The sequence below is a fragment of the Paenarthrobacter sp. 4246 genome, from assembly GCF_040546855.1.
GTDB lineage: Bacteria > Actinomycetota > Actinomycetes > Actinomycetales > Micrococcaceae > Arthrobacter.
On the sequence record NZ_JBEPOP010000012.1, the window covers coordinates 84,508 to 104,479 of the forward strand.

A 19,972-nucleotide genomic window follows, 5' to 3' on the forward strand; every position below is an offset into this window, starting at 1 on the left:
GGCGCAGGCCGGTTGGAAATCCGGGGAGCACTTTCCCCTCCTGTAACCTCAGGAGGCAGAAAATGACCACGGTAAACGTGAAGAAGACCAGTTATAACTGGCGTGTTGTAGACATTGTTGTGGCGGCCTTGATCGCCATTGCAGGCGGCGTGATCTTCTGGGCCTGGTCCCAGGGCGCCGCGCTGGTATCCATTCCCATGAACGCGACGTATCCGCCGCTCACCGGCCTGATCGCCGGTGGCTGGATGATCCCCGCAGTCCTGGGCATGCTCATTATCCGCAAGCCGGGCGCAGCGTTGTTCTGCGAAACCGTCGCGGCCACCGGCGAACTCATCATGGGTTCCCAGTACGGCACCACCGTCCTGATCTCCGGCGTCCTGCAGGGTCTGGGCGCAGAGCTCATCTTCGCCGCTTTCCGGTACAAGAAGTTCAACCTGCCCACGGCCCTCCTCGCGGGTGCCGGTGCGGGCCTCTTCTGCGGCCTGAACGACTCCTTCCTCCCGTGGGGCTGGAACATCGCCTATGAGGCAATGGATAAGCTGGCGTACATCACTTTCACCACCGTCTCGGGCGCCATTATCGCCGGGGCGCTGTCCTGGGTTGCCACCCGCGGCCTGGCCAAGACCGGTGTCCTGAGCTCCTTCGCGTCGCGCAAGGCTGCGTCGGAGCCAGCCTTCAGCTGATGCCGGCTACGCAGAGCGGCAGCAAGAACAGCAGCCCGGTGCGGCCTGCCGCCATCTCCGCCGAGGGCTGGGGTTGGCGGCATGCCGGACGCTCGACTCCTGCCATTCATGGTCTGGACCTCCGGATTGAACCGGGCGAGCGGGTGCTGCTGCTGGGGCCTTCGGGAGCCGGCAAGTCGACGCTGCTGCACGCCCTCGCCGGTGTGCTGGGCGATGAGGAAGACGACTCGGACGAGTCAGGTTCACTGCTGATCGACGGCGTCGCGCCCCGGGAACAGCGTGGCCGCGCCGGACTGATGCAGCAGGACCCTGAAACACAGGTGGTTTTGTCGCGTGTTGGCGACGACGTCGCCTTTGGTGCCGAGAACCTTGCTGTGCCCCGGGATGAGATTTGGTCCCGCGTCCATGAAGCGCTCGACGACGTCGGGTTGCGTACCGCCGCGGGCGGCGGTTTGGCGTTGGAACACCCGACGGCGGCTCTCTCCGGGGGGCAGAAGCAGCGCCTTGCGCTGGCGGGCATTCTCGCGATGCGACCCGGCTTGATCCTCTTGGACGAGCCCACGGCCAACCTGGATCCGGTAGGAGTGCTGGAGGTTCGGGATGCTGTTCGGCGTTGCCTGGACAAGACCGGCGCCACCCTGGTGGTGGTGGAACACCGTGTGTCCGTGTGGAAGAACCTGGTGGACAGGATAGTAGTCCTGCAGCCGGGTACCCTGACGGCGGCGGGAACGGGCCAGGCAACGGGCGCGGTCCTTTTGGACGGCCCACCGGACCAGGTCCTGTCCGAGGCCCGCACCATGTTGATGGCTGCCGGCGTTTGGGTGCCGGGGTACGTTCCGGCCACCCGCCAACGACGCAGCCAAACCCCCGCCGAACCCCACGCCGCCCCACTGCTCCTCGCTGCCCAGGACCTCGCAGTTTCCAAGGAAAAGCCGCGGCGCAAGGGCTTCAAGACCATCCCGCCCCTCCCGGTGCAAACGGGAATCACCGCGCAGGTCAGGGCCGGCCAAGCACTGACCATCACCGGAGCCAACGGAGCTGGAAAGTCCACGTTCGCGCTCACGTTGGCCGGCCTTTTGGCGCCGGTTGACGGTACGGTGAGTGCCGCCGTCGAGCTTTCCAAGGGGGCAGGCATTGACCCGTTCAAGTGGAAAGCAGACCAGCTGATTTCGCGGATCGGGACGGTGTTCCAGGAACCGGAGCACCAGTTCGTCACGGGCAAGGTCCTGGACGAGCTCATGTTTGGGCCCAGGCATTTGGGCCACGGCGAGGAACGCGTGGACGAACTGCTGGAGCGGCTGCGGCTTACGCATCTGGTGGACGCCAACCCCTACACCCTTTCGGGCGGCGAGAAGCGGCGGCTTTCGGTGGCCACCGTGCTCGCCGCGCATCCCCAAGTGCTGGTGCTCGACGAGCCCACGTTCGGCCAGGATGCCAACACCTGGGCCGAGTTGGCATCATTCCTTTCAGAGTTGCTGGATGCCGGAACGGCCGTGGTCTCCGTGACCCATGACCAGGAATTCAGCGCTGTGCTCGGCGGCACGGAGCTGCGGCTCGGTCCGGTGCAGCATGGTGAAGCCACGCATCAGGAAGCGGGTGCGGCATGAGGGATGCACTGAACCTCCGCGGGAATCATGCCCTGCTGACCCGCGCCAACCCCTTGGCAAAGTTCGTGTCCGTTTTCCTGATTTCCCTGGTGCTGGCCCTGTCCATCGACTGGGTATCGGCGTCCACTGCTTTGGTTGCGGAGCTGGCATTGTTTCCGCTGGCCGGGCTTACTCTGCGTCTTTTGTGGCAGCGCGCGTGGCCGCTCATCATCGCGGCAGCAATCGGTGGCTGGAGCACGGCGATCGTGGCGGCGGACAGCGGAGCTGTACTGCTCGACGTCGGACTCTGGTCCATCAGCGAAGGTTCCCTTGAACTAGGGCTGGGTTTCATGATGCGCGGTCTGGCGATTGCCGTTCCGGCCATCCTCTTGATGACCTGCACGGACCCCACGGATTTGGCTGATGCCTTGGCGCAGAAAGCAAGGTTGCCGCATCGCTTTGTCCTGGGTTCCCTGGCTGCCATGAGGTTGGTCGGCTTGATGGCCGAGGAATGGCAGACCATCGGCATGGCCCGCCGTGCCCGCGGCGTCGGTTCCCACGGCAGCCCGTTCCAGCGCTTGAAGGCCACCCTCGGCCAGAGCTTCGGCCTGCTGGTCCAGGCGGTGCGGAGGGCTTCGCGGCTAGCAGTCACCATGGAAGCGCGCGGCTTCGGCGGCGGTCAACGGACGTGGGCGCGGGAGTCCACCTATTCGCTTCTGGACGTCTGGGTGGTCCTTGGCGGAGTGGTGATCGCTGCGGGCGCGGTGCTCGCGGCCGTGGGCGCAGGAACGTGGAGCTTCGTCTGGCGCTAGCGGGCCTGCTGTTCCTGGATCTCGTCAAAGCCTGCCCGCGTCAGGAACCCCAGCTGGGCTTCCTTCTCGGCGAGCTGGATGATGGGTCCCAGCTCAAAACAGGTGGCCTCCAAACGACGCAGGGCCTTGGCGTTGCGTGAATCCGGCTCCACCACAACCCGGTCCTTGCCCGGAAGGGAGAACATGTACTTGATCAGGGACGTACCGAGCTTCGGCGTGAAGTGCGGGATGGGCCGCGTGGCAGGGGCCAACAGCAAGTGCATGCCAATGTCTGCTTCGCGTGCGGGGTAGGCCTCGCCCACGGGGTCGTGCAGTGGCTCGTAGGTCTGGAAAAGGGCCATCGGTTCGCCATCAAGGACGGCCAGGAACGCGTGGTGGGTCTCCAGGGAATCAAGGAACTCGTAGATCCCCTGGACTTCTTCGCGGGAATTCTCCGTCATTCCCCAGAACTTGGCGCGGGGCTGGGTGACCCATTCGAAGATGAGGTCGATGTCCTCGGCGGGAACCAGCGGCACAAGCCGCAGCGCGCCCCATCCTTCGAGGTCTTCGGAGTAGATGGTGGTACGGACAGAGAAGTCCTGGGTGGTGGTGGTCATGGCTTCCTTCGGGGCTGGTGCGTAACTGACGACTTGCGGGAACAGGGTGAGTCAGGGATTGTCTTTGATCAATTCAGGCCAGTCAGTGACCACCGGGGCGAGTTCCCCGGCCGTCCAGAGCGGGAGTTGATCGGCAAAGTGCTGGTGGCCGGGCGTACCGGAGGCACCGAAGGGGACGATCCAGCGGCTGTTGCGCCGTTCGGACAGGTCCCAGACGTAGCGGGCCACGGGACCCCGGAAGCTTTGGTCGTCAACGCCCGGGAGGCTCTCGGTGCAGAGCACACAGCCCGTATCTCCGCTGAGGCCCGCCGTGGGTGCCGCTGATGCCAGCGGGCCGGGGAGGACATGAACGGCCAACAGTGTATGCCGGTCGCCCCAGGAGCGCAGCACGGACTCCTTCAATGCAGCGTCCTCAAGCGCTGCGGCGGCTTCCGCATCGACGCTGATGCCGAGTTCCGAGCCGCGTACCAGCAGGGTCTCAAGCGCAAAGCCGATCCGGGATGCCACTGACAACCACGGCCCGAACAAGGGCGAGTAGCCCGTTGGCTCCTTCACGGGGGCAAGCGCGGGATGGTTTGCCAGGCGCTGGACCACTGAGCCCCGCCACTCCGCAAACACTGCGGCGTGATGGCTCCCGGCATCCATGTGGCCATCCCACTCCAGCAGCAGCGAACGCAGCCCCGCGGCTTCCCGGGACAATTCATCAGCGTCCAGGCCGGACAACACCGACCGGAACAATGGCCACGGACCCAGGAGCGTGTCCGTATGGATAGCCTGCATGTCATCCACGGACAACGGCCCCGGAGCCGACTCGAGCAACCCCCGGATGCGCAACGCCCGATGCGCGGGGGCGAACTCCATGGCTACGGCGTCGCCGCCTCCCGCCGCGCGGTCGTTCGCGCTCACGGCAAACTGCTCCACCTCCGTGCGGGGCAGGATTACGTACTGACCGTCCCACTCATGGCGGGCTGAGAAGGCCGGGGCGGGCAACCTCCTGTTGGCGGGATTGCGCTGCGGAACAAGCCCGGCAACAAAGTGCCGCACTGCTCCGGACGTGTCCCCGGCCACCACGCTGTTGACGGGCTCCACCCAGGCATCGAACGCCGCTTCCACCTCTGAGACGCTCCGGCTCCGCAGCAGCGGCAGGAGGGCCTCAAAACCAAGCCGCCCCTCAACACGGGCAGGAAAGCGCAAACACAGCGCCTCGCCGTCGGGCGCTTCAGAGATCACGGAACCCCGCGCGGTCTCGATGACCTCCACGGTGACCGGCTCACCGTCGCGGACGGTGATGGTTTGGGCACTCACGACGGCGGTTTCCCAGCCATGCGCTCCGCGCGCCTCGACGCGTTCCCCGGTGGCGTCCGTGACCCGGCGCAGTTCTTCCTCGAAGAGGTCCTGGTAGTCGGCCATGGCGTTGGTGATGGCCCAAGCGGTATGCCCCGTGTGGGCGAAGTGCGGGAGGCCGGGGACGCCGGGGAACGCGAAACCGATGGCGTCGAAGTCCGGGCAAGCGAGCCGTACCTGCTGGTACACGCCGGGGAGTTCCATGAGGCGATGGGGGTCGCCGGCGATCAGCGGGAGGCCGCTCGCCGTCGTCGAGCCGTGCGCGGCCCAGGCGTTGCTGCCTGACCAGACGGGAGCTTCGATGCTGAACAGGCCCACGGCGTCGTCGCCCAATGTCCGCGCGATGTGGGCCCTGAACAGTTTGTTGGGGAACGTGGAGAAGAGGATGTGATGCACCAGGAAGACGCCCAGCGGCGTCCACGGATTCCATGGCTCCGGCGTGCAGGCGGACTCGTCGAATTCGGGGCCGCCGCGGAGTCCGTCTGCCAGCGCTTGGTTGATGCCGGCCACGTACTGTCCGCACCAACGCTGAGTCTCGGCGTCGAGGTTCTCGAAGCAGCGGCGCGCGGTGTCATCCAGCCGGGCTTGGCGTGCGAACCGGTCCCAGACCACAACGTCCGCACCCAGGACTTCAGCTGTGCGACCCTCGGAGCGCCACCGTTCCAGTTCAATCTGCCAAGAGCGGTCAGTGGCTGCGTTCATGCCTTGGAGGAAGGCGAGATCGTCGGAGGAATCCGCCCACAGGTGGGGGATTCCCCACTGATCACGGTAGGTTCCGGGGCCGCCTGCCGGGGCGGAAGGGTGCGTCGGGGCAGGCGTCATAATCTCTGGCCGCTTTCGAGCTTAGGTTAGGCTTACTTAAGCTCAAGATAAATGGCTTTGGCCTCGTTCACAAATCGTGGCCGTTCGTGAAGGAGTGTTGCTTGAAGCGCAATTGGGAAGGCGTCGTGCTCAAAGTCATGGGCGCCAAGGATTTCACGCTGGAAGTCACCGGGAAGGAAGAAATCACTCCGGACTTCCTCCGCGTGCACGTGCGCGACGGTGGACTGCTGGAGCGAAGCGGGCTGCATCCCACCATGTGGATCAGGCTGTGGTTCGATGATTCCGGCAAGGCCCATCAGCGTGCCTACACCCTGGTCAACGCTTCCCCTGCGGACGGCACGTTCAGCATGGACTTCGCGATGCACAACGGAGTTGCCGCCGACTGGGCCCGCTCCGTCCAGGCCGGAGACACCATCGACGCCACCGTGCAGGGCAGTTCCTTCACGTTCCCGCAGCCCGCTCCGCGCCGGATCTGGGTAGTGGGCGATCCCGCCTCCATCCCGGCCATCAACTCGCTGCTGGACGAGCGGGAACTTACTGCCGCGGGTGCGGCTCCCGTGACCGCCTGGATTGAATACCAGCACGACGCCGACCCCTCGCTGGAGGTGCGGACGTCAGAGTCCGACGTCGTCAGCTGGGTTCCGCGCAAACGCGACGGTGCCGCTTTGGTCGAGGAGGTCTGCGATGCGCTCACTGCGGAGACTGTGTCCGTGGCCAGCGACTTCTTCTGGATCGCCTGCGAAGCCTCCAGCACCCGCGCAATCGTGAAACACCTGCGGAAGACACTGGGCGTGGACAAGCACCGGATCGATGCCCTGGGGTACTGGCGCGTCTAGGAATCGCGGCGCTTCCATCGCGGTGTTAGGCGCTACTCGCGCCAGTTGAGGAAGCCCTTTTTCCCCTCCGGCGGGGTGAGGACCACGTCCCGCCCGTACTTCTTTTGTGCGTCAGCGCCGAAGAAGGCATCTGGGACGATGCGGATTGCCTTGGCCACCTTCCCGTCTTTCAGGAAGACGAACAACGCGGGGGAGGCCGTGTAGCGGTTCTCCTTGGTCAGAGGCTCGCCGAAGGCTGCTTCGATGTCCTTGGCCGGCGTTCCCTCCGTTATGAAACCCGCCTGGTCCCACTCGAAGTCCGTGGCGTCAGCCAGTTTCAAGGCCGTCCCGTTCTTCGCGGACTCGAGAACCTGGCTGTTGAGCTTCTCATTCGATTCGGGCATGACAGATCCTCCTAGTGAACAGGCGGCCAGGGCGCAGGCCAGGATGACAGTGAGCAGGCCGGCTACGGTGACGCGGCCAGCCAGGGTGATGCGGCCAGCGGAAGTCCGCGGCCGACGTCGGGCCTGTGTTTGGTGTTGGAACCTCACGAGGTGGTCCTCGACTCGTCGTTAAACTCTGGATCCTCGCCCGGGGCGGGCTCGGCGTTGTTGGCGTCGCCGGTTTGGTCCATGGGGACCTCATTGGACGGGTGGGGCAGCAGGTCCTGTCCCACCACCACAGTTTCGCCGTTGTTCACGGCTTCCTCGATCAAGTCCGCAAGCTCCTCAGCGCTGGCATCCGGGTTGGCTATGGCCACATTGCGGCCCACCTCATTGTTGTACAGATCCATGGCTTCGCGGGGCGCGGGGTTGCCGGGGAGTTGCTCGTGCGCAGTGGCGTAGTCCTCCGCCCAGTCCGCACCGAACTCCTTGACCATAAGCGCGTTCCAATATGCGTGGCGGAAGGCATCGTTCTGGTCATCGTTACGGTCGGCGCTGGGGAAGCGGTCGTCGGCAGTGCTGAAGGCGTCATCGTGAATGCCTTTGAAGGCGTTCATCTCGAAAGGACCCAGCCCGTTGAGGAGTTCCGCTTCCTTCTCGGTGACCTCCCTTTGGTCAACCACGAAGCGCAGGGGGTCCCAGTCCCCGGGCCACATGGTGGTCTCGGCGTCGCTGACCTGGTATTGGTCCAGGATTTCCTGCGGTGTTGGCTGGTCAGGGTTCGGATTGGCCGCGGTTTTGGTGGTGGCGTCGTTTCCGGGGTTGGTGGAATTGGCGGAGCTGCTGCCGGAACCGCCCGAGCCGCTGCCGGAACTGCCTGAATCACCGCTACCCTCCGTGGACGCGGAGGACTGCTGGTCGGCATTGGTGAGCACGGACTGTGATGCCTCTTCCAGGCCTCGCGTGGTCCTCTCCAGCAACGGCCTCAGGCGGCCCTGCCAATCTGCGGCAAAGCGCTTGGCATCCTGGCCCTGCCAGCCGCCGCCTTGGCCGGTCATGCCTTGGCCGATCAAGGAGTCGAGCTCCCGGGCCCGGCTGGTCAGCTGTGACGCACCGTTGGCCAAGGCCTTGGAGAGTGCTTTGAGTTGGTCGACGTCGGCGCCGTAGAAAGGCATGTTTCCCCCTGAGCTTTCCCTTAATGCTTTGGTATTGTCCCGCGGACCGCAATGGGGACTTCTGCCCGGTGGCGACTGAGGGAAAGCGTTCGCCCGTGGTGACCGGTCGCCGTCGCACCCTATATCTCACGGATCGGGTACGGTGTGACGTTTGCCGCTCAAACGGCGTTTTGTGCGCGACTTCTAGCTCACCTGTGATATTTCTTGGATATGACGCAACCTACCGCTGAACACGTAGGCCTTCTGCTCCGCAACGCCCGTGGCGAAAAAGGATGGACGCAGGGGCAGTTGGCTACCGAGCTTGGAACCAGCCAGAGCGCGATCGCCCGGATGGAGCAAGGTAAACAGAATCTCAGCCTCCGGATGATCGAACGGCTAGAGGCAATATTCGGCCGATCAATCGTCAAAGTGGGCAAGCCACAGATGACCCACCTCCGGGTGGAGGGCGGCAAGACCCTGTCCGGCGAAGTGGATGTCAACAGCAGCAAGAATGCCGGTGTCGCGCTTTTGTGCGCCAGCCTCATCAACCGCGGAACCACCACGTTGCGCCGCTTGGCCCGCATCGAAGAAGTCAACAGGATTGTTGAAGTACTGACCTCCATTGGCGTCGAATGCACCTGGCTCAACGGAAGCGACCTCCGCATCCGCAGGCCCGAGGTCCTGGACCTCGGTTCAATGGACGTGGACGCCGCCCGCCGTACCCGCAGCGTCATCATGCTGCTGGGTCCGCTCTTGGACGAGACCAGTGAGTATTTGCTGCCCTACGCTGGTGGCTGCGACCTCGGAACGCGCACAGTGGAGCCGCATATGCAGGCCCTGCGCCAGTTCGGGCTTGAGGTCGAAGCGAAGTCCGGGTTCTATTCCGTAGCTGCGCCCCCGGCCGATGACCACCACCGTTCCTTCGTCCTCACCGAACGTGGCGACACCGTTACTGAGAACGCCATCATGGCCGCCGCGCACCGCGAGGGCACCACCGTGATCCGCAACGCCAGCCCCAACTACATGGTCCAGGACCTCTGCTTCTACTTGCACGGCCTGGGCGTTGAAATCGAGGGCGTCGGCACCACCACGCTGAAGATCACTGGCCGTTCCGCCATTGATGTGGAGATCGAGTATTTCCCGTCCGAGGATCCCATCGAGGCCATGAGCCTGATCACCGCGGGCATCGTGACCAACTCCGAGGTCACCATCCGCCGGGTTCCCATCGAATTCATGGAGATCGAGCTGGCTACGTTGGAGCAGATGGGCCAGAACCTTGAAATCTCCGGCGAATACATGGCACGCAATGGCCGGACCCGCTTGGTGGACGTCACCACCAAGCCTTCCGAGCTCCGCGCGCCGCAGGACAAGATCCACCCCATGCCGTTCCCGGGCCTGAACATCGACAACCTGCCGTTCTTCGCTGTGATCGCGGGCAACGCCGAGGGCCAGACCATGATCCATGACTGGGTCTACGAGAACCGTGCCATCTACTTGACGGAACTCAACAAGCTGGGCGCCCAGGTGCAACTGCTTGATCCGCACCGGATCTACGTCAACGGACCCACTAAGTGGCGCGCTGCCGAAATCGGCTGCCCGCCTGCCCTGCGCCCCGCCGCCTGCTTGCTCCTGGCCATGCTCGCTGCCCGGGGCACGTCAGAGCTCCGCAACATCTACGTGATCGAGCGTGGCTACGAGGACCTGGCAGAGCGGTTGAACACCATCGGCGCCAAGATCGAGTACTTCCAGGACTAGGCTCCACGCGCACGCCCGCAACGGATCGGGGACGCGCCCGTTTCCGCCATCCGCCACAGTTCGCTCTGGTGCGGATGGCGGGAAGGGGTGCGGTGCCGCGGTCCTCGCTGCCCTTCCAGCCACTGTCCTCCACCGGCCTCCTGACGCAGAATGGAGCATGCGGACTTTCGGGGTCGAGGAAGAGCTGCTCATCGTCCATCCTGTGACGGGAGAGCCCCTTGCCCTTGCGGATGCGCTGCTTGCCGGCCACCACCAACCCGCATCCGCAACGAGCCTCAGCCACGAACTCAAGCTGGAGCAGATCGAAACCCAGACCCGCCCCTGCCACAGCTACGGTGATCTTCTGCATCAGGTCCGCCGCGGCAGGGCCATGGCCAACGAGGCAGCCCGTCAGCACGGAGCGCGGGTTGCTGCCATCGCTACCTCTCCGCTGGATTCGAACACCCACACCACCCCGGATCCCCGCTATGCCGCGATGCTGGATCGCTTCGGAATCATCGCCACGGAACAATTGACGTGCGGATTCCACGTGCACACCTCTGTCGAATCCCCTGAGGAAGGTGTGGTGGTGCTGGACCATATCCGGGACAAACTCGCCGTGCTCACGGCCCTCACCGCTAACTCACCCTACTGGCGAGGCCTTCCCACCGGTTTCGACAGCTACCGCACCCAGGCATGGAACCGCTGGCCCACCTCTGGACCGTCCGGCGTGTTCGGATCACTCACTGCCTACCGGCGCATCGTGAATCGGCTGTTGGAAACAGGCGTGATCCTGGATGAGGGCATGATCTACTTCGACGCCCGAATCTCCCGGAACCACCCCACAGTGGAGGTCCGCGTGGCCGACGTCTGCCTCCGCGCCGAGGACGCCGCGTTGATTGCGGTACTGGTGCGGGCTTTGGTGGAGACCGCTTCCTTGGAAATGCTCGACGGCGTTGAGCCCACCGCGGTGCCCACGGCACTCCTGCGGATGGCGAGTTGGCAGGCCAGCAATGCGGGCTTGCGTGGAGAGCTCCTGGACTTCGGTGATTTCCGCCCCCAGCCGGCGGCGGACGTCGTCTGGGCCCTGGTGGATTACGTGAGCCCAGTGCTGGATGACCAAGGCGAACTGGAGCTGGTCAAAGCGGGGATCTCAGCTCTGCTGGAGCGGGGGAACGGCGCGGACGAGCAACGGGAAGCTGCAGTGCGGTACAACAACAGGCAGCGCGGCAGCCAGAACCAGCCGGACGGTCCGCCCACCAGCGCTGCCCTGGCCGCCGTCGTCGGGCATGCAGCGAAGGTGACGGTTCGCGGAACCTCCGCCGACGCGCACAAGGAACCCGCGCCGATGCTGTCCCGAGTCAGGAGGCCTTAGGCCTTGTCGGTTTCCGTTTCTTCCCAGGCCATCAAGTAGGCGCCAGTGAGACCCTCCACCAAATAGAAGCAGAACGGCGGGATGTCCTTTTTTGCTACCAGAATGGCACCGTAGACAGGGGCGCTGATTGCGGCCGTAACGCCGATCCAGCGTTTTGTGGGCAAGGAAAGGAGACTCCCACCCAAGGCGGCCAACGCCACCACATGCAATCCCGAATAGGCCAGGAACGGCGCGTTGGATCCCCGGCGGTAGGCAAAACCCTCGAGGTCAGCTGCCCGCCGGGTGAGGCTGGAGACGAAGAACGGGGCACCCGCGAGCAATGCGGCGGCGGCAGCGTAAGCCCACTTCTTCGCTTTCCCGCGTGGTGAGTTGATGTCCGGAACGGCGTCCTTACCCGGAACTGCGCGGGCAAACGCGGCGAATCCCACCGGTACGGCGACGGTCCCTACTGCGGTTAGGTGCTGGCCCACGATCCAGCCGCGCCGTCCGGAGGTCAGCATGCGCAGGCGTTCGGCATCGTCCGGAGTGATGTAGACGCGCGAGACCGGCGAGATTCCCACGAACCACACCACCGTGCCGGCAACGATGACCGCTCCGGCACGGCGATAGGGATGGTTCCCGCTCATGGCAGCAAGGCTAGACCTGTTTGAGGGCCTTCTCCAGATCCAGGATGAGATCGTCCACGTCTTCCAGTCCTACAGACAAGCGGACCACGCCGTCGGTAAGCCCGATCGCGGCCCGGCCCTCAGGTCCCATGGCCCGGTGGGTGGTGGTAGCTGGGTGGGTGATGAGGGATTTGGAATCGCCCAGGTTGTTGGAGATGTCAATGACGCGGAGGCCATCGAGCAAGGCGAACGCAGCCTCTTTGGCTGAGCGCCCGGCCGAAGGAGACAGCTCGAACGTCAGCACAGTGCCGCCGGCCTTCATCTGTTTCGCGGCAAGCTCGTACTGCGGGTGGGACGTGAGCAGCGGGTACTTGACCCAGCTGATGGCAGGCTGCTGCTCGAGCCACTCCGCGATCTTCAAAGCGGATGCCGAGCTGTGGTTGACGCGCAGTCCGATGGTCTCCAAACCCTTGGTCAGCACCCAGGCATTGAACGCGGAAAGGGAAGGGCCGGTGTGGCGCATGAGCTGCTTGACGGGACCATCGATGAACTCTTTGGTGCCCAGGATCGCGCCGCCAAGGACACGGCCTTGGCCATCGATGTGCTTGGTGCCGGAGTACACGATCACGTCCGCGCCCAGCTCACCGCAGCGCTGCAACAGGGGAGTGGCGAAGACATTGTCGACAACGACGGTCGCCCCGGCGGCATGCGCCAGTTCGCTGACGGCAGCGATGTCGACGATCTCCTGCATGGGATTGGAGGGCGACTCAAAGAACACGGCTGTGGTCGGTTCAGAGAGGGCTTCACGCCACTGATCCAGATCCGGGCCGTCAACGAACACCGTCTCCACGCCCCAGCGGGGCAGGATCTCGTTGAGGATCACGAAGCAGGAGCCGAACAGCGAGCGGGCGGCCACCACGCGGTCGCCTGAGGCCAGCAGGGCACCCAGGGCGGTGAAGACCGCTGACATGCCGGATGCCGTAGCAAAGCACGCCTCGGTTCCTTCGAGCAGTCGCAGCCGCTCCTGGAAAGTGGCGACGGACGGGTTGCCGTAGCGGGAGTAAACGAAGCGTTCGTCCTCGCCCGTGAAGGCACGTTCGGCAGCGGCGGCCGATTCATAGACAAACCCGGAGTTCAGGAAAACGGGCTCGGACGTTTCCTGGAAATTGGTGCGGTCAAGGCCACCGCGAACGGCCTGGGTGTCAGGGCTCCAGCTGGCGGCGTCGGGATTAAAGGTCACTTACTCGGTCCCCAGATTCGTCGGCAGGCCACGGTTCTTCCAGCCGTTTACGGTGCGCTCACCGTAACGGTCCGGTTCGCCTTCGAAGCCCTCAAGGACGTTGTACGCAGTGAAGCCGGCCTGCGTTGCGGCGATGGCAGCGGAGATGGAGCGCTGGCCGGAGCGGCAGATGAAGACGAGCTCCACGGCGTCATCCTCGGGTGCCTGCTGCTGCAGGTCCTCGATGAAGCGGGAGTTCGGGATACCGCCAGCGAGGTTCCACTGGATGAACAGGGGATCATTCTCGGTGGCTTTGGTGTCCGGGATGCCGATGTGGGCCCACTCGCCCTCGGTGCGAACATCCACCAGGATGGCGCCTTCTTCGAGCTTGGCCCACGCGTCCTGCGGGGTCAGGTCACCTGCGTAGCTCATGCGTGGCCCTCGAATGCTTCTACATCGTCGTAGTTCTCAAGCTGGTCCACTGCGTTGGCGACGGCGGCATCAGCATTGGCGATCGCCGCGGGCAGCACAATCGCTTGGGCAACGATCACTTCCGTGCCGTTGAAGGTGGCTGCAGGGCTGCCATGGAGCACATAGCCCTCGACGAGGGAATTGTGGATACGCTCGCAGAAATCGCGGTTATCCGGGCCTGTAATCAGGCGGTAAGAGAGTTTTTCTTCAGTGGGTTCAGGCATTGCTGGTGCTCCTCAGTCACGCTTGCAGTTCGAGTTGTCGATACGCCGAGTAGTCACCTGAGGCACCCCGCCGGAGAGAGGGTTGCCGACCAGCAAGTCAGGGCTTTGCGCTGGTACTCATTACTCAAGAAAAACGTAACATCCACGGGCGTCGGGCCGCACTTGCGGGTGGCTGCATGGTCGTCATGTTGCGTAATCGGCGGCTGATCCATTACCGGTCCTTGAGCGCCCGCACTGCCGCGCCGACAGTGGGGTAGAAGTGGTCCGGCGTAAATCGGGCCGCCGTACCGAGGCGGATCAACTTGTCCTTCACAGGCCCTTTGAGCTCGGCAAACACCAGGTCCACTCCTTTTCTGGCCAACCATTCGTCCAGGGTTACCAGGTCATCCAACGCTGTGGTGTCGATCCCGGTGATGGGTTCGGCGGCAAGGATGATGTGGCTGATGGGCTCGGTGGACTCGTCCGGGGCCTCGTCGAGTTGCTCCCTCACAAAGCTGGCCAGAACCTGTCCGTTGCCGAAGAACAGTGGTGCATCAAACCGGAGGATCAAGAGCCCGGGGATGCGCTCGCCCTCGGGGTGCCGTTCAAGATCGTGATACCCGGGTAGGCCTTTCTCGGCGCCGAGTTCGGTTCTGTACGGATCCCATGCCCTGCGGACAAAATCCAGGAGTGCCAAGGCAATGGCCACCACGATTCCCTGGAGGACACCCACTGTCAGCACTCCAAGGAACGCAGCCAGCATCACCACGGACTCGCTGCGGCTCAGCCGCAGGAGCCGCCGGACGCCGGCAGGATCCGCTAGTGCAATGGCTGCTGCGATAACGACGGCGGCCAGGGTTGCCGATGGAAGGTACTCGGTTACTCCCGGAGCCAGCAGCATGAAGGCCAGCACCAGCACGGAGCCGACCACGCCTGTCATCTGGGATTTTGCGCCGGCATCCACGGCGACCGGTGTCCTGGAGGTACTGCCTGAAATGGGGAATCCGCCCAAGAGGCCGGTAGCAGCATTGGCTGCTCCAAGCGCTGCCATCTCCCTGTTTCCGGAGACCTTCTTCCCTTCCTTGGCTGCCAATGTTTGAGACAACACACCAGTGTCAGCGAAAGCCATGAGCGCGATGCCTGCGGCGGCCGGGAGCAGCATCAGGGCGTCTGCCCAGCCAATACCTCCCAGTGCGGGCATGGGCAGGCCCTGCGGCAGGACCCCGGTGACTTTCACGTCGTCGTTAAGCCCGAAGACCGCCGTCGCCACGCACGAGCCAACCACCGCCAACAGAACACCGGGTACCTTCCACTTCAGGAGCCGGGGGATCCAGATGAGAGCCAGTGACCCCACTCCCAAGAACAACGCGGTGATGTTGACCTCGCCGCGCAGTAACCCGGTGGTGACCTTTGCGAGCTTTTGCCAGATGTCGCCGTCGGCCGCAATCCCCAGAAACGCCGGGAGCTGCGAAAGGGCCACCAACAGCGCGATTCCGTTGAGGTACCCGAGCCGGATGGGTTTGGACAGCAGGCCCGTAATGGCTCCCAGTTTCAGTGCCGAGCCGGCAAGCATGAGTGCCCCGATCAACACGGCCAGCAAGCCGGCCAGCGCCACGGATTTCTCGCTGCTTCCCGCTGCCAGCGGCACAATCGCCGCGGCGATCATAGGGGCGAGGGCAGAGTCGGGTCCCAGGACCAGAATGCGGGAGGGCCCCACCACCGCATAAACCAGCAGCGGGACAACTGTTGCGTAAAGCCCGGTGACCGGGGGAAGCCCTGCTGCCTGTGCATAGGCCATTCCGGCAGGCACCAGCAAAGCAAACAGCGCAGCGCCCGCAACGAGATCGTGCCGCAGCCATTCACGCTTGTAGCCCTTGAGGGCCCAGACGCTGGACAGCCGGTCCTTGGCGGAGGGGCGGGTGGTTGCTGCACTCATACAGCGATCATTCCCGACCCCTGCTGTTTGTGGAACACGACATACGCCTTATGTGGAAAATCCGGACCGTCTCCAGCCGCGTTCAAATGTGACGCCCCGGGAGCATAATTGACCCAGTACGTCCCCCTGTAACTTCGCATGAAATCAGGTCGCGGTGAACGGACAGAGCAGTTCTACACTCAAGCCCATGCTGCATTTTGGATGGTTTGTGGGCCACGGATTCGGTGTCCAGGGGTGGGGGACGCCCGGCTACGCCCTGGGTTACGACTGGAAGAAACCCGCCCTGTACCAGGATGCAGTCCGTGCGTTCGAACAATCCGGGTTGGACCTCTTCATCATTGAGGATTCCCTCACCGTGCCGGACACGTATGGCGGATCGGCCGAAGTGTCCCTGGCGCATGCCTCCTTTGCGCCTAAACACGATCCGCTGGCGCTGGTCCCTTACCTGCTCTCCGCCACCGAGCACCTGGGAATCGTGCCGACCGTCAGCGCCTCGTTCTACCCGCCCTTCACGGCGGCCCGGCTTTTGGCCACGTTGCAGCACTTCTCCGAGGGCCAGTTGGGCTGGAACGTGGTGACGTCCGGCAGCGACCTCGCCGCCCAGAACTACGGGTTGGATCAGCAGATTGAACACGACCTTAGGTATGAAAAGGCGGAGGAATTCGTCGACGTCGTCAGGCGGCTCTGGCGGAGCTGGGAACCGGACGCGGTCCTTGAGGACGTCTCCGCAGGGGTGTTTGCCGACCACACCAAGGTGCACCCGATCAATCACCACGGTGACTTCTTCAAGGTCCGAGGTCCGCTGAACACGGCGCCGTTGCCGGAGGAACCCGTACTGGTCCAGGCTGGTGCCTCTCCCCGGGGCAAGGCGTTCGCGGGTGGTCATGCTGATGTGGCGATTGCGTTGGCCCGTGGTGTTGACGGCATGAAGTCCTACCGTGACTCGATTCGCGCGGAGGCCGCCAAAGCCGGCAGGAACCCCGACGACGTCAAGGTACTTTTTGTCCTGAAGCCCACCGTGGTTGGGTCCACCGCTGAGGCAGAGGAGTTGCGTGCCCGGCGTCGGGAGCTCACCCAGCGCGATATCGACAGCCAGCTCAACTCCATCTCCTACCTGTCGGTGATCGACTTCAAGCAGTTCGACCTGGACGCACCCCTCCCGGAACTGAGCACCAACAGCAATCAGGGGACGTTGGAACACTTCGCCAAGGCGGCACCTCCCGGTTCCACGCTGCGCCAGATCCTGCAGGCCCGCAGCGGCGGGGCCGGGGATTCGATCATCGGCACGGTGGGCGAGATTGCCGACTATCTTGAGTCGACCGGTTCCGAGGTGGGCGGTGACGGGTTCCTCTTCTCCGGCTTCGTGGACCCGGTGACAGTGCACGGTGTACTGGACAAGCTCACCCCTGAACTGCGGCGGCGAGGCCTGTTGAGGAAGAGTTACGGAAACGGCGGGTTCCGGCAGAATCTCCTGGACTTCTGATGGCGCCTTCCGAACCGCGGACCCTGGTGATTGGAACGGCACCGGTGCGTGCTGCCGACGTAGCACTGGCCGCCTCTGACCCTGCGTTTCACGTGAAACTCAACCATGATGCGTTGTCTTTGATCAGCCGATCCCGTGACGTACTGGAGCGCACCGCCGCCTCCGGGCAGCGGGTCTACGGACTCAATACGTTGCTCGGGTCCGGTCGGGACACCGCTGTGGAGGAGAAGTCGCTCCTGGCCTATCAGGTCCAGGTGGTCAGGTATCACAACAGCGGAGTGGGCTCGTATCTGGACCGTCCCGCTGCCCGCGCAGTGATCCTCGCCCGACTTGTCGGTTTCAGCCGCGGCGGCTCCGGTGTGCGGCCCGAAACAGCAAACTTCTATGCAGGACTCCTCAACCGCGGCGTCCTGCCCGCCATCCCGCGCGAAGGGTCGGTGGGCTCATCGGACCTCACCCAGCTGGCCGCCGTCGCCGCCGTCGCCATCGGTGAGGGCGAAGCCATCGATGCCGACGGCACCTTGGTTCCAGGAGCCAAAGCGCTCGCCGATGCCGGCCTTCAACCCCTCGTCCTCGCGCCCGGCGAGGCGCTTGCCTTGGTGAGCGCCAACGCGTATTCCGTCGGCGCCGGGACCCTGGCGTTGCTGCGGTTGCAGCAGCTGGCCCGGCTGGCCGACGTCGCGCTTTCCCTCTCGCTGGAGACCATCGCAAGGTACGACGGCGGCGGGAACCTCAGCCCGTTTTCGCCGGCCATCCAGGCGGCCAAGGCGGTGAACGGTCAAAGTGATTCAGCGGCAGCTGTGCGTCACCTGCTGAGCGGTGGCTGGATGGAGGATGCGCGTCCCGAGGTGTCGGTGCAGGATGCGTTGTCCTTCCGGGCCGCACCGCAGACGCACGGGGCGTTTCGATCCCTCGTGTCGCAGATGGGTGGTGCGTTGGAGGTGGAACTGAATGGTCGCGGCGACAATCCTTTGGTGGATGTCGAATCCGGGCTCATGGTGTCCGGCGGGAACTTCCAGCCGATGCAACTGGCTCTGGCATTTGAGGGTCTGAGGGTGGCGTTGGCCCACGTGGGGATTTCCAGTGAGCGCCGGATCGCCAAGTTGTATCCGCCGCAGCGGGCCATCCGAGCCAGGCACTTGCAAGCGGCATCGACCCAAGCCTCTGCTGAAGGGTCCGGGACCGGATCGGAAACCAACCCGGCCTCCGCGCTGGCCCAGGAGGAACTGCCCGGGCTGCTGTGGTACTCCGCGGCCGGGCTGTTGGCCGAACTCAAGTTCCTGGCCGCCCCGGCCACCCTTGGCGCCCCAACCTTGTCCGCCGACGTCGAGGACCACTCAACCCTGGCCCCCCTGGCCCTCCAGCAACTCGAAAAGTCGGTGGAGGTGCTGGAAAAGCTGTTGACGATCGAGGCGCTGACGGCGTCCTATCTGCTGCTCGAAGCGGGGGCTGCACAACCGCTCGGGAAGGGGACAGGCGTCGTCGTGGGTCGACTCGCAGATGTGCTGGCCGACAGGCCATCGGCGCCGGACCTTGTGGAACGGGCGCGGACTGAACTGCGCGCCGCCGTGGATCAGGTTTTCCAGGAAGCAGAGGAAGGGGTTGGGTCGTTGTGAGTACGGCGATTCGTCGGCAAGGAGCTCACGCAGCGGCCCGGCTGCCGGACGGGCTGGACGCCTCGGTCCTGGACAGAGTGGGTAACACGCCACTGGTGAAGCTGGAGTCGTTGGGCCGTGGACTGGGCAGCGCCATCCACATCAAGCTTGAGTCCGAAAACCCCGGAGGTTCCATCAAAGACCGGACCGCACTCAGCATGGTTCGGGCGGCCGAGAGGTCCGGGGAGCTGAAACCGGGAGCCACTATCGTGGAGAGCACCTCGGGCAACACCGGGATCGGTCTGGCGCTCATCGGCCACCTGACCGGACATCCCGTGGTGGTGGTAACGGGCGACACGATCTCCGAGGAGAAGCTCGCCGCGCTGCATAACTACGGCGCCCGCGTGATCCTGACGGATTGGAATGCGCCGTCGGAGTCGCCGGAGAATGCCCGAGCTGTGGCTGCGCGGATAACGGCAGAGACGCCCGGTGCGTGGCGGCCCATGCAGTTCGACAACCCTGCCAATCCCCAGGCGCACTATGAAACCACCGGCCCTGAAATCTGGGAGCAGACCGGTGGCCTGGTCACGCACTTCGTCGCGGGCATCGGAACAGGCGGGACCATCAGCGGGAACGGGCGGTTCTTGAAGGAACAGGTAGCTGCCCTGCGCCCGGGCGGCCATCTGGAAGTTGTTGGCGCAGACCCCTACGGCTCTGCCTACAGCGGCGGCCATCCCGGCGAGATCCTCGTGGACGGCGTGGGTAACTCCTGGCCGGAGCCCGAGTGGCCCAAGGCCTTCGACCGTTCCATCGTGGACCGCTTCCTCCGGATCCCCAACGACGAGGTCTACACCACCGTTCACCGGCTCCTCGAGGAAGAAGGGCTCGCGCTCGGCCCCTCCTCAGGACTCGCTGTCGCCGCGGCCATTCGGGTGGCACGCGCCGCGCCTCACGGCTCAATGGTGGTTGCCATAGCGCCCGACGCCGGAACGAACTATATGAGCAAGGCCTTCAACCCGGTGTGGCTGGCAGAGCACGGCATCCGGCTCGCCGCCGACACCCCCGCCGCCCGCGAGTAGGATCCTCTCTCACATCCCTCGGGTTTGGGGCGGATCCTCTCTCACATCCCTCGGGTTTGGGGCGGATCCTCTCTCAC

Annotated in this window: 18 protein-coding genes and 1 riboswitch; of the genes, 9 read left to right on the forward strand and 9 right to left on the reverse strand. The window is 64.5% G+C overall.

Annotated features, from left to right (window positions below; genetic code table 11):
• The first annotated feature begins 62 nt into the window (after positions 1 to 62).
• The 3 genes from ABIE35_RS19490 to ABIE35_RS19500 are packed head-to-tail and all read left to right on the forward strand — an operon-like array spanning position 63 to position 3,081.
• Positions 63 to 683, forward strand: a complete 621-nt coding sequence (locus tag ABIE35_RS19490; protein ID WP_354517511.1) for an ECF transporter S component — start codon at positions 63 to 65, stop codon at positions 681 to 683.
• A complete protein-coding gene (locus tag ABIE35_RS19495; RefSeq protein ID WP_354517512.1) occupies positions 683 to 2,290 on the forward strand; it encodes an ABC transporter ATP-binding protein in 1,608 nt (535 codons plus the stop codon). The genes ABIE35_RS19490 and ABIE35_RS19495 overlap by 1 nt, the downstream gene beginning before the upstream one ends.
• Complete coding sequence (locus tag ABIE35_RS19500; protein ID WP_354517514.1) at positions 2,287 to 3,081, forward strand: energy-coupling factor transporter transmembrane component T family protein; 795 nt, start codon at positions 2,287 to 2,289, stop codon at positions 3,079 to 3,081. Before ABIE35_RS19495 ends, ABIE35_RS19500 begins: the two co-directional genes overlap by 4 nt.
• Here the strand turns inward: ABIE35_RS19500 and ABIE35_RS19505 are convergent.
• Together ABIE35_RS19505 and ABIE35_RS19510 are read right to left on the reverse strand one after the other, a co-directional pair.
• Positions 3,078 to 3,677, reverse strand: a complete 600-nt coding sequence (locus tag ABIE35_RS19505; RefSeq protein WP_354517516.1) for a GNAT family N-acetyltransferase — start codon at positions 3,675 to 3,677, stop codon at positions 3,078 to 3,080. The two genes, ABIE35_RS19500 and ABIE35_RS19505, sit on opposite strands and share 4 nt — an antisense overlap.
• 51 nt (positions 3,678 to 3,728) lie before the next feature.
• Positions 3,729 to 5,843 (reverse strand): penicillin acylase family protein, encoded by a 2,115-nt coding sequence (locus tag ABIE35_RS19510; protein ID WP_354517518.1) that lies wholly within the window; start codon positions 5,841 to 5,843, stop codon positions 3,729 to 3,731.
• A gap of 101 nt (positions 5,844 to 5,944) precedes the next feature.
• Here ABIE35_RS19510 and ABIE35_RS19515 point away from each other — a divergent pair, with 101 nt between their 5' ends.
• The gene (locus tag ABIE35_RS19515) at positions 5,945 to 6,679 is read left to right on the forward strand and encodes a siderophore-interacting protein (RefSeq protein WP_354517519.1); all 735 of its coding nucleotides are present in this window, start codon (positions 5,945 to 5,947) and stop codon (positions 6,677 to 6,679) included.
• A gap of 32 nt (positions 6,680 to 6,711) precedes the next feature.
• Here ABIE35_RS19515 and ABIE35_RS19520 read toward each other — a convergent pair whose 3' ends face one another.
• Together ABIE35_RS19520 and ABIE35_RS19525 are read right to left on the reverse strand one after the other, a co-directional pair.
• A complete protein-coding gene (locus tag ABIE35_RS19520; protein ID WP_354517520.1) occupies positions 6,712 to 7,062 on the reverse strand; it encodes a hypothetical protein in 351 nt (116 codons plus the stop codon).
• Between the two features lie 143 nt (positions 7,063 to 7,205).
• Positions 7,206 to 8,216 carry a DUF6973 domain-containing protein gene (locus tag ABIE35_RS19525; RefSeq protein ID WP_354517521.1) on the reverse strand — a complete coding sequence of 337 codons (1,011 nt, stop codon included), beginning with the start codon at positions 8,214 to 8,216 and terminating at the stop codon, positions 7,206 to 7,208.
• Between the two features lie 210 nt (positions 8,217 to 8,426).
• On the opposite strand from ABIE35_RS19525, the gene ABIE35_RS19530 reads away from it, so the two are divergent.
• Together ABIE35_RS19530 and ABIE35_RS19535 are read left to right on the forward strand one after the other, a co-directional pair.
• Complete coding sequence (locus ABIE35_RS19530) at positions 8,427 to 9,950, forward strand: UDP-N-acetylglucosamine 1-carboxyvinyltransferase (protein WP_354517522.1); 1,524 nt, start codon at positions 8,427 to 8,429, stop codon at positions 9,948 to 9,950.
• 157 nt (positions 9,951 to 10,107) lie between these two features.
• Positions 10,108 to 11,304, forward strand: a complete 1,197-nt coding sequence (locus ABIE35_RS19535; RefSeq protein WP_354517524.1) for a glutamate--cysteine ligase 2 — start codon at positions 10,108 to 10,110, stop codon at positions 11,302 to 11,304.
• Here the strand turns inward: ABIE35_RS19535 and ABIE35_RS19540 are convergent.
• The 5 genes from ABIE35_RS19540 to ABIE35_RS19560 all read right to left on the reverse strand — a co-directional run bounded on the left by ABIE35_RS19540 (position 11,301) and on the right by ABIE35_RS19560 (position 15,738).
• The gene (locus ABIE35_RS19540) at positions 11,301 to 11,930 is read right to left on the reverse strand and encodes a hypothetical protein (RefSeq protein WP_354517526.1); all 630 of its coding nucleotides are present in this window, start codon (positions 11,928 to 11,930) and stop codon (positions 11,301 to 11,303) included. The genes ABIE35_RS19535 and ABIE35_RS19540 overlap by 4 nt on opposite strands.
• 10 nt (positions 11,931 to 11,940) lie before the next feature.
• Entirely contained in the window at positions 11,941 to 13,149 is a 1,209-nt protein-coding gene (locus ABIE35_RS19545; RefSeq protein WP_354517527.1) for an O-succinylhomoserine sulfhydrylase, read from the reverse strand.
• Positions 13,150 to 13,560, reverse strand: coding sequence for a rhodanese-like domain-containing protein (locus ABIE35_RS19550; protein WP_159708158.1), 411 nt, complete (start codon positions 13,558 to 13,560; stop codon positions 13,150 to 13,152).
• Positions 13,557 to 13,823, reverse strand: coding sequence for a DUF1737 domain-containing protein (locus tag ABIE35_RS19555; protein ID WP_354517528.1), 267 nt, complete (start codon positions 13,821 to 13,823; stop codon positions 13,557 to 13,559). The genes ABIE35_RS19550 and ABIE35_RS19555 overlap by 4 nt, the downstream gene beginning before the upstream one ends.
• A 13-nt stretch (positions 13,824 to 13,836) precedes the next feature.
• A riboswitch (SAM riboswitch) is annotated at positions 13,837 to 13,948 on the reverse strand.
• 86 nt (positions 13,949 to 14,034) lie between these two features.
• Positions 14,035 to 15,738 carry a SulP family inorganic anion transporter gene (locus ABIE35_RS19560; protein ID WP_354517529.1) on the reverse strand — a complete coding sequence of 568 codons (1,704 nt, stop codon included), beginning with the start codon at positions 15,736 to 15,738 and terminating at the stop codon, positions 14,035 to 14,037.
• A 154-nt stretch (positions 15,739 to 15,892) separates the two neighbouring features.
• Between ABIE35_RS19560 and ABIE35_RS19565 the strand changes: the two genes are divergently transcribed.
• The 3 genes from ABIE35_RS19565 to ABIE35_RS19575 are packed head-to-tail and all read left to right on the forward strand — an operon-like array spanning position 15,893 to position 19,895.
• Positions 15,893 to 17,221 carry an NtaA/DmoA family FMN-dependent monooxygenase gene (locus ABIE35_RS19565; RefSeq protein ID WP_354517531.1) on the forward strand — a complete coding sequence of 443 codons (1,329 nt, stop codon included), beginning with the start codon at positions 15,893 to 15,895 and terminating at the stop codon, positions 17,219 to 17,221.
• The gene (locus ABIE35_RS19570; RefSeq protein WP_354517532.1) at positions 17,221 to 18,837 is read left to right on the forward strand and encodes an aromatic amino acid ammonia-lyase; all 1,617 of its coding nucleotides are present in this window, start codon (positions 17,221 to 17,223) and stop codon (positions 18,835 to 18,837) included. Before ABIE35_RS19565 ends, ABIE35_RS19570 begins: the two co-directional genes overlap by 1 nt.
• Positions 18,834 to 19,895 (forward strand): PLP-dependent cysteine synthase family protein, encoded by a 1,062-nt coding sequence (locus tag ABIE35_RS19575; RefSeq protein ID WP_354517534.1) that lies wholly within the window; start codon positions 18,834 to 18,836, stop codon positions 19,893 to 19,895. Before ABIE35_RS19570 ends, ABIE35_RS19575 begins: the two co-directional genes overlap by 4 nt.
• Positions 19,896 to 19,972: the final 77 nt, after the last annotated feature.

Coding starts and splice junctions, on each gene's coding strand:
- ABIE35_RS19490 (WP_354517511.1), top strand. CDS start 63: ATGACCACGGTAAACGTGAAGAAGACCAGTTATAACTGGCGTGTTGTA.
- ABIE35_RS19495 (WP_354517512.1), top strand. CDS start 683: ATGCCGGCTACGCAGAGCGGCAGCAAGAACAGCAGCCCGGTGCGGCCT.
- ABIE35_RS19500 (WP_354517514.1), top strand. CDS start 2,287: ATGAGGGATGCACTGAACCTCCGCGGGAATCATGCCCTGCTGACCCGC.
- ABIE35_RS19505 (WP_354517516.1), bottom strand. CDS start 3,677: ATGACCACCACCACCCAGGACTTCTCTGTCCGTACCACCATCTACTCC.
- ABIE35_RS19510 (WP_354517518.1), bottom strand. CDS start 5,843: ATGACGCCTGCCCCGACGCACCCTTCCGCCCCGGCAGGCGGCCCCGGA.
- ABIE35_RS19520 (WP_354517520.1), bottom strand. CDS start 7,062: ATGCCCGAATCGAATGAGAAGCTCAACAGCCAGGTTCTCGAGTCCGCG.
- ABIE35_RS19525 (WP_354517521.1), bottom strand. CDS start 8,216: ATGCCTTTCTACGGCGCCGACGTCGACCAACTCAAAGCACTCTCCAAG.
- ABIE35_RS19530 (WP_354517522.1), top strand. CDS start 8,427: ATGACGCAACCTACCGCTGAACACGTAGGCCTTCTGCTCCGCAACGCC.
- ABIE35_RS19535 (WP_354517524.1), top strand. CDS start 10,108: ATGCGGACTTTCGGGGTCGAGGAAGAGCTGCTCATCGTCCATCCTGTG.
- ABIE35_RS19540 (WP_354517526.1), bottom strand. CDS start 11,930: ATGAGCGGGAACCATCCCTATCGCCGTGCCGGAGCGGTCATCGTTGCC.
- ABIE35_RS19550 (WP_159708158.1), bottom strand. CDS start 13,560: ATGAGCTACGCAGGTGACCTGACCCCGCAGGACGCGTGGGCCAAGCTC.
- ABIE35_RS19555 (WP_354517528.1), bottom strand. CDS start 13,823: ATGCCTGAACCCACTGAAGAAAAACTCTCTTACCGCCTGATTACAGGC.
- ABIE35_RS19560 (WP_354517529.1), bottom strand. CDS start 15,738: ATGAGTGCAGCAACCACCCGCCCCTCCGCCAAGGACCGGCTGTCCAGC.
- ABIE35_RS19570 (WP_354517532.1), top strand. CDS start 17,221: ATGGCGCCTTCCGAACCGCGGACCCTGGTGATTGGAACGGCACCGGTG.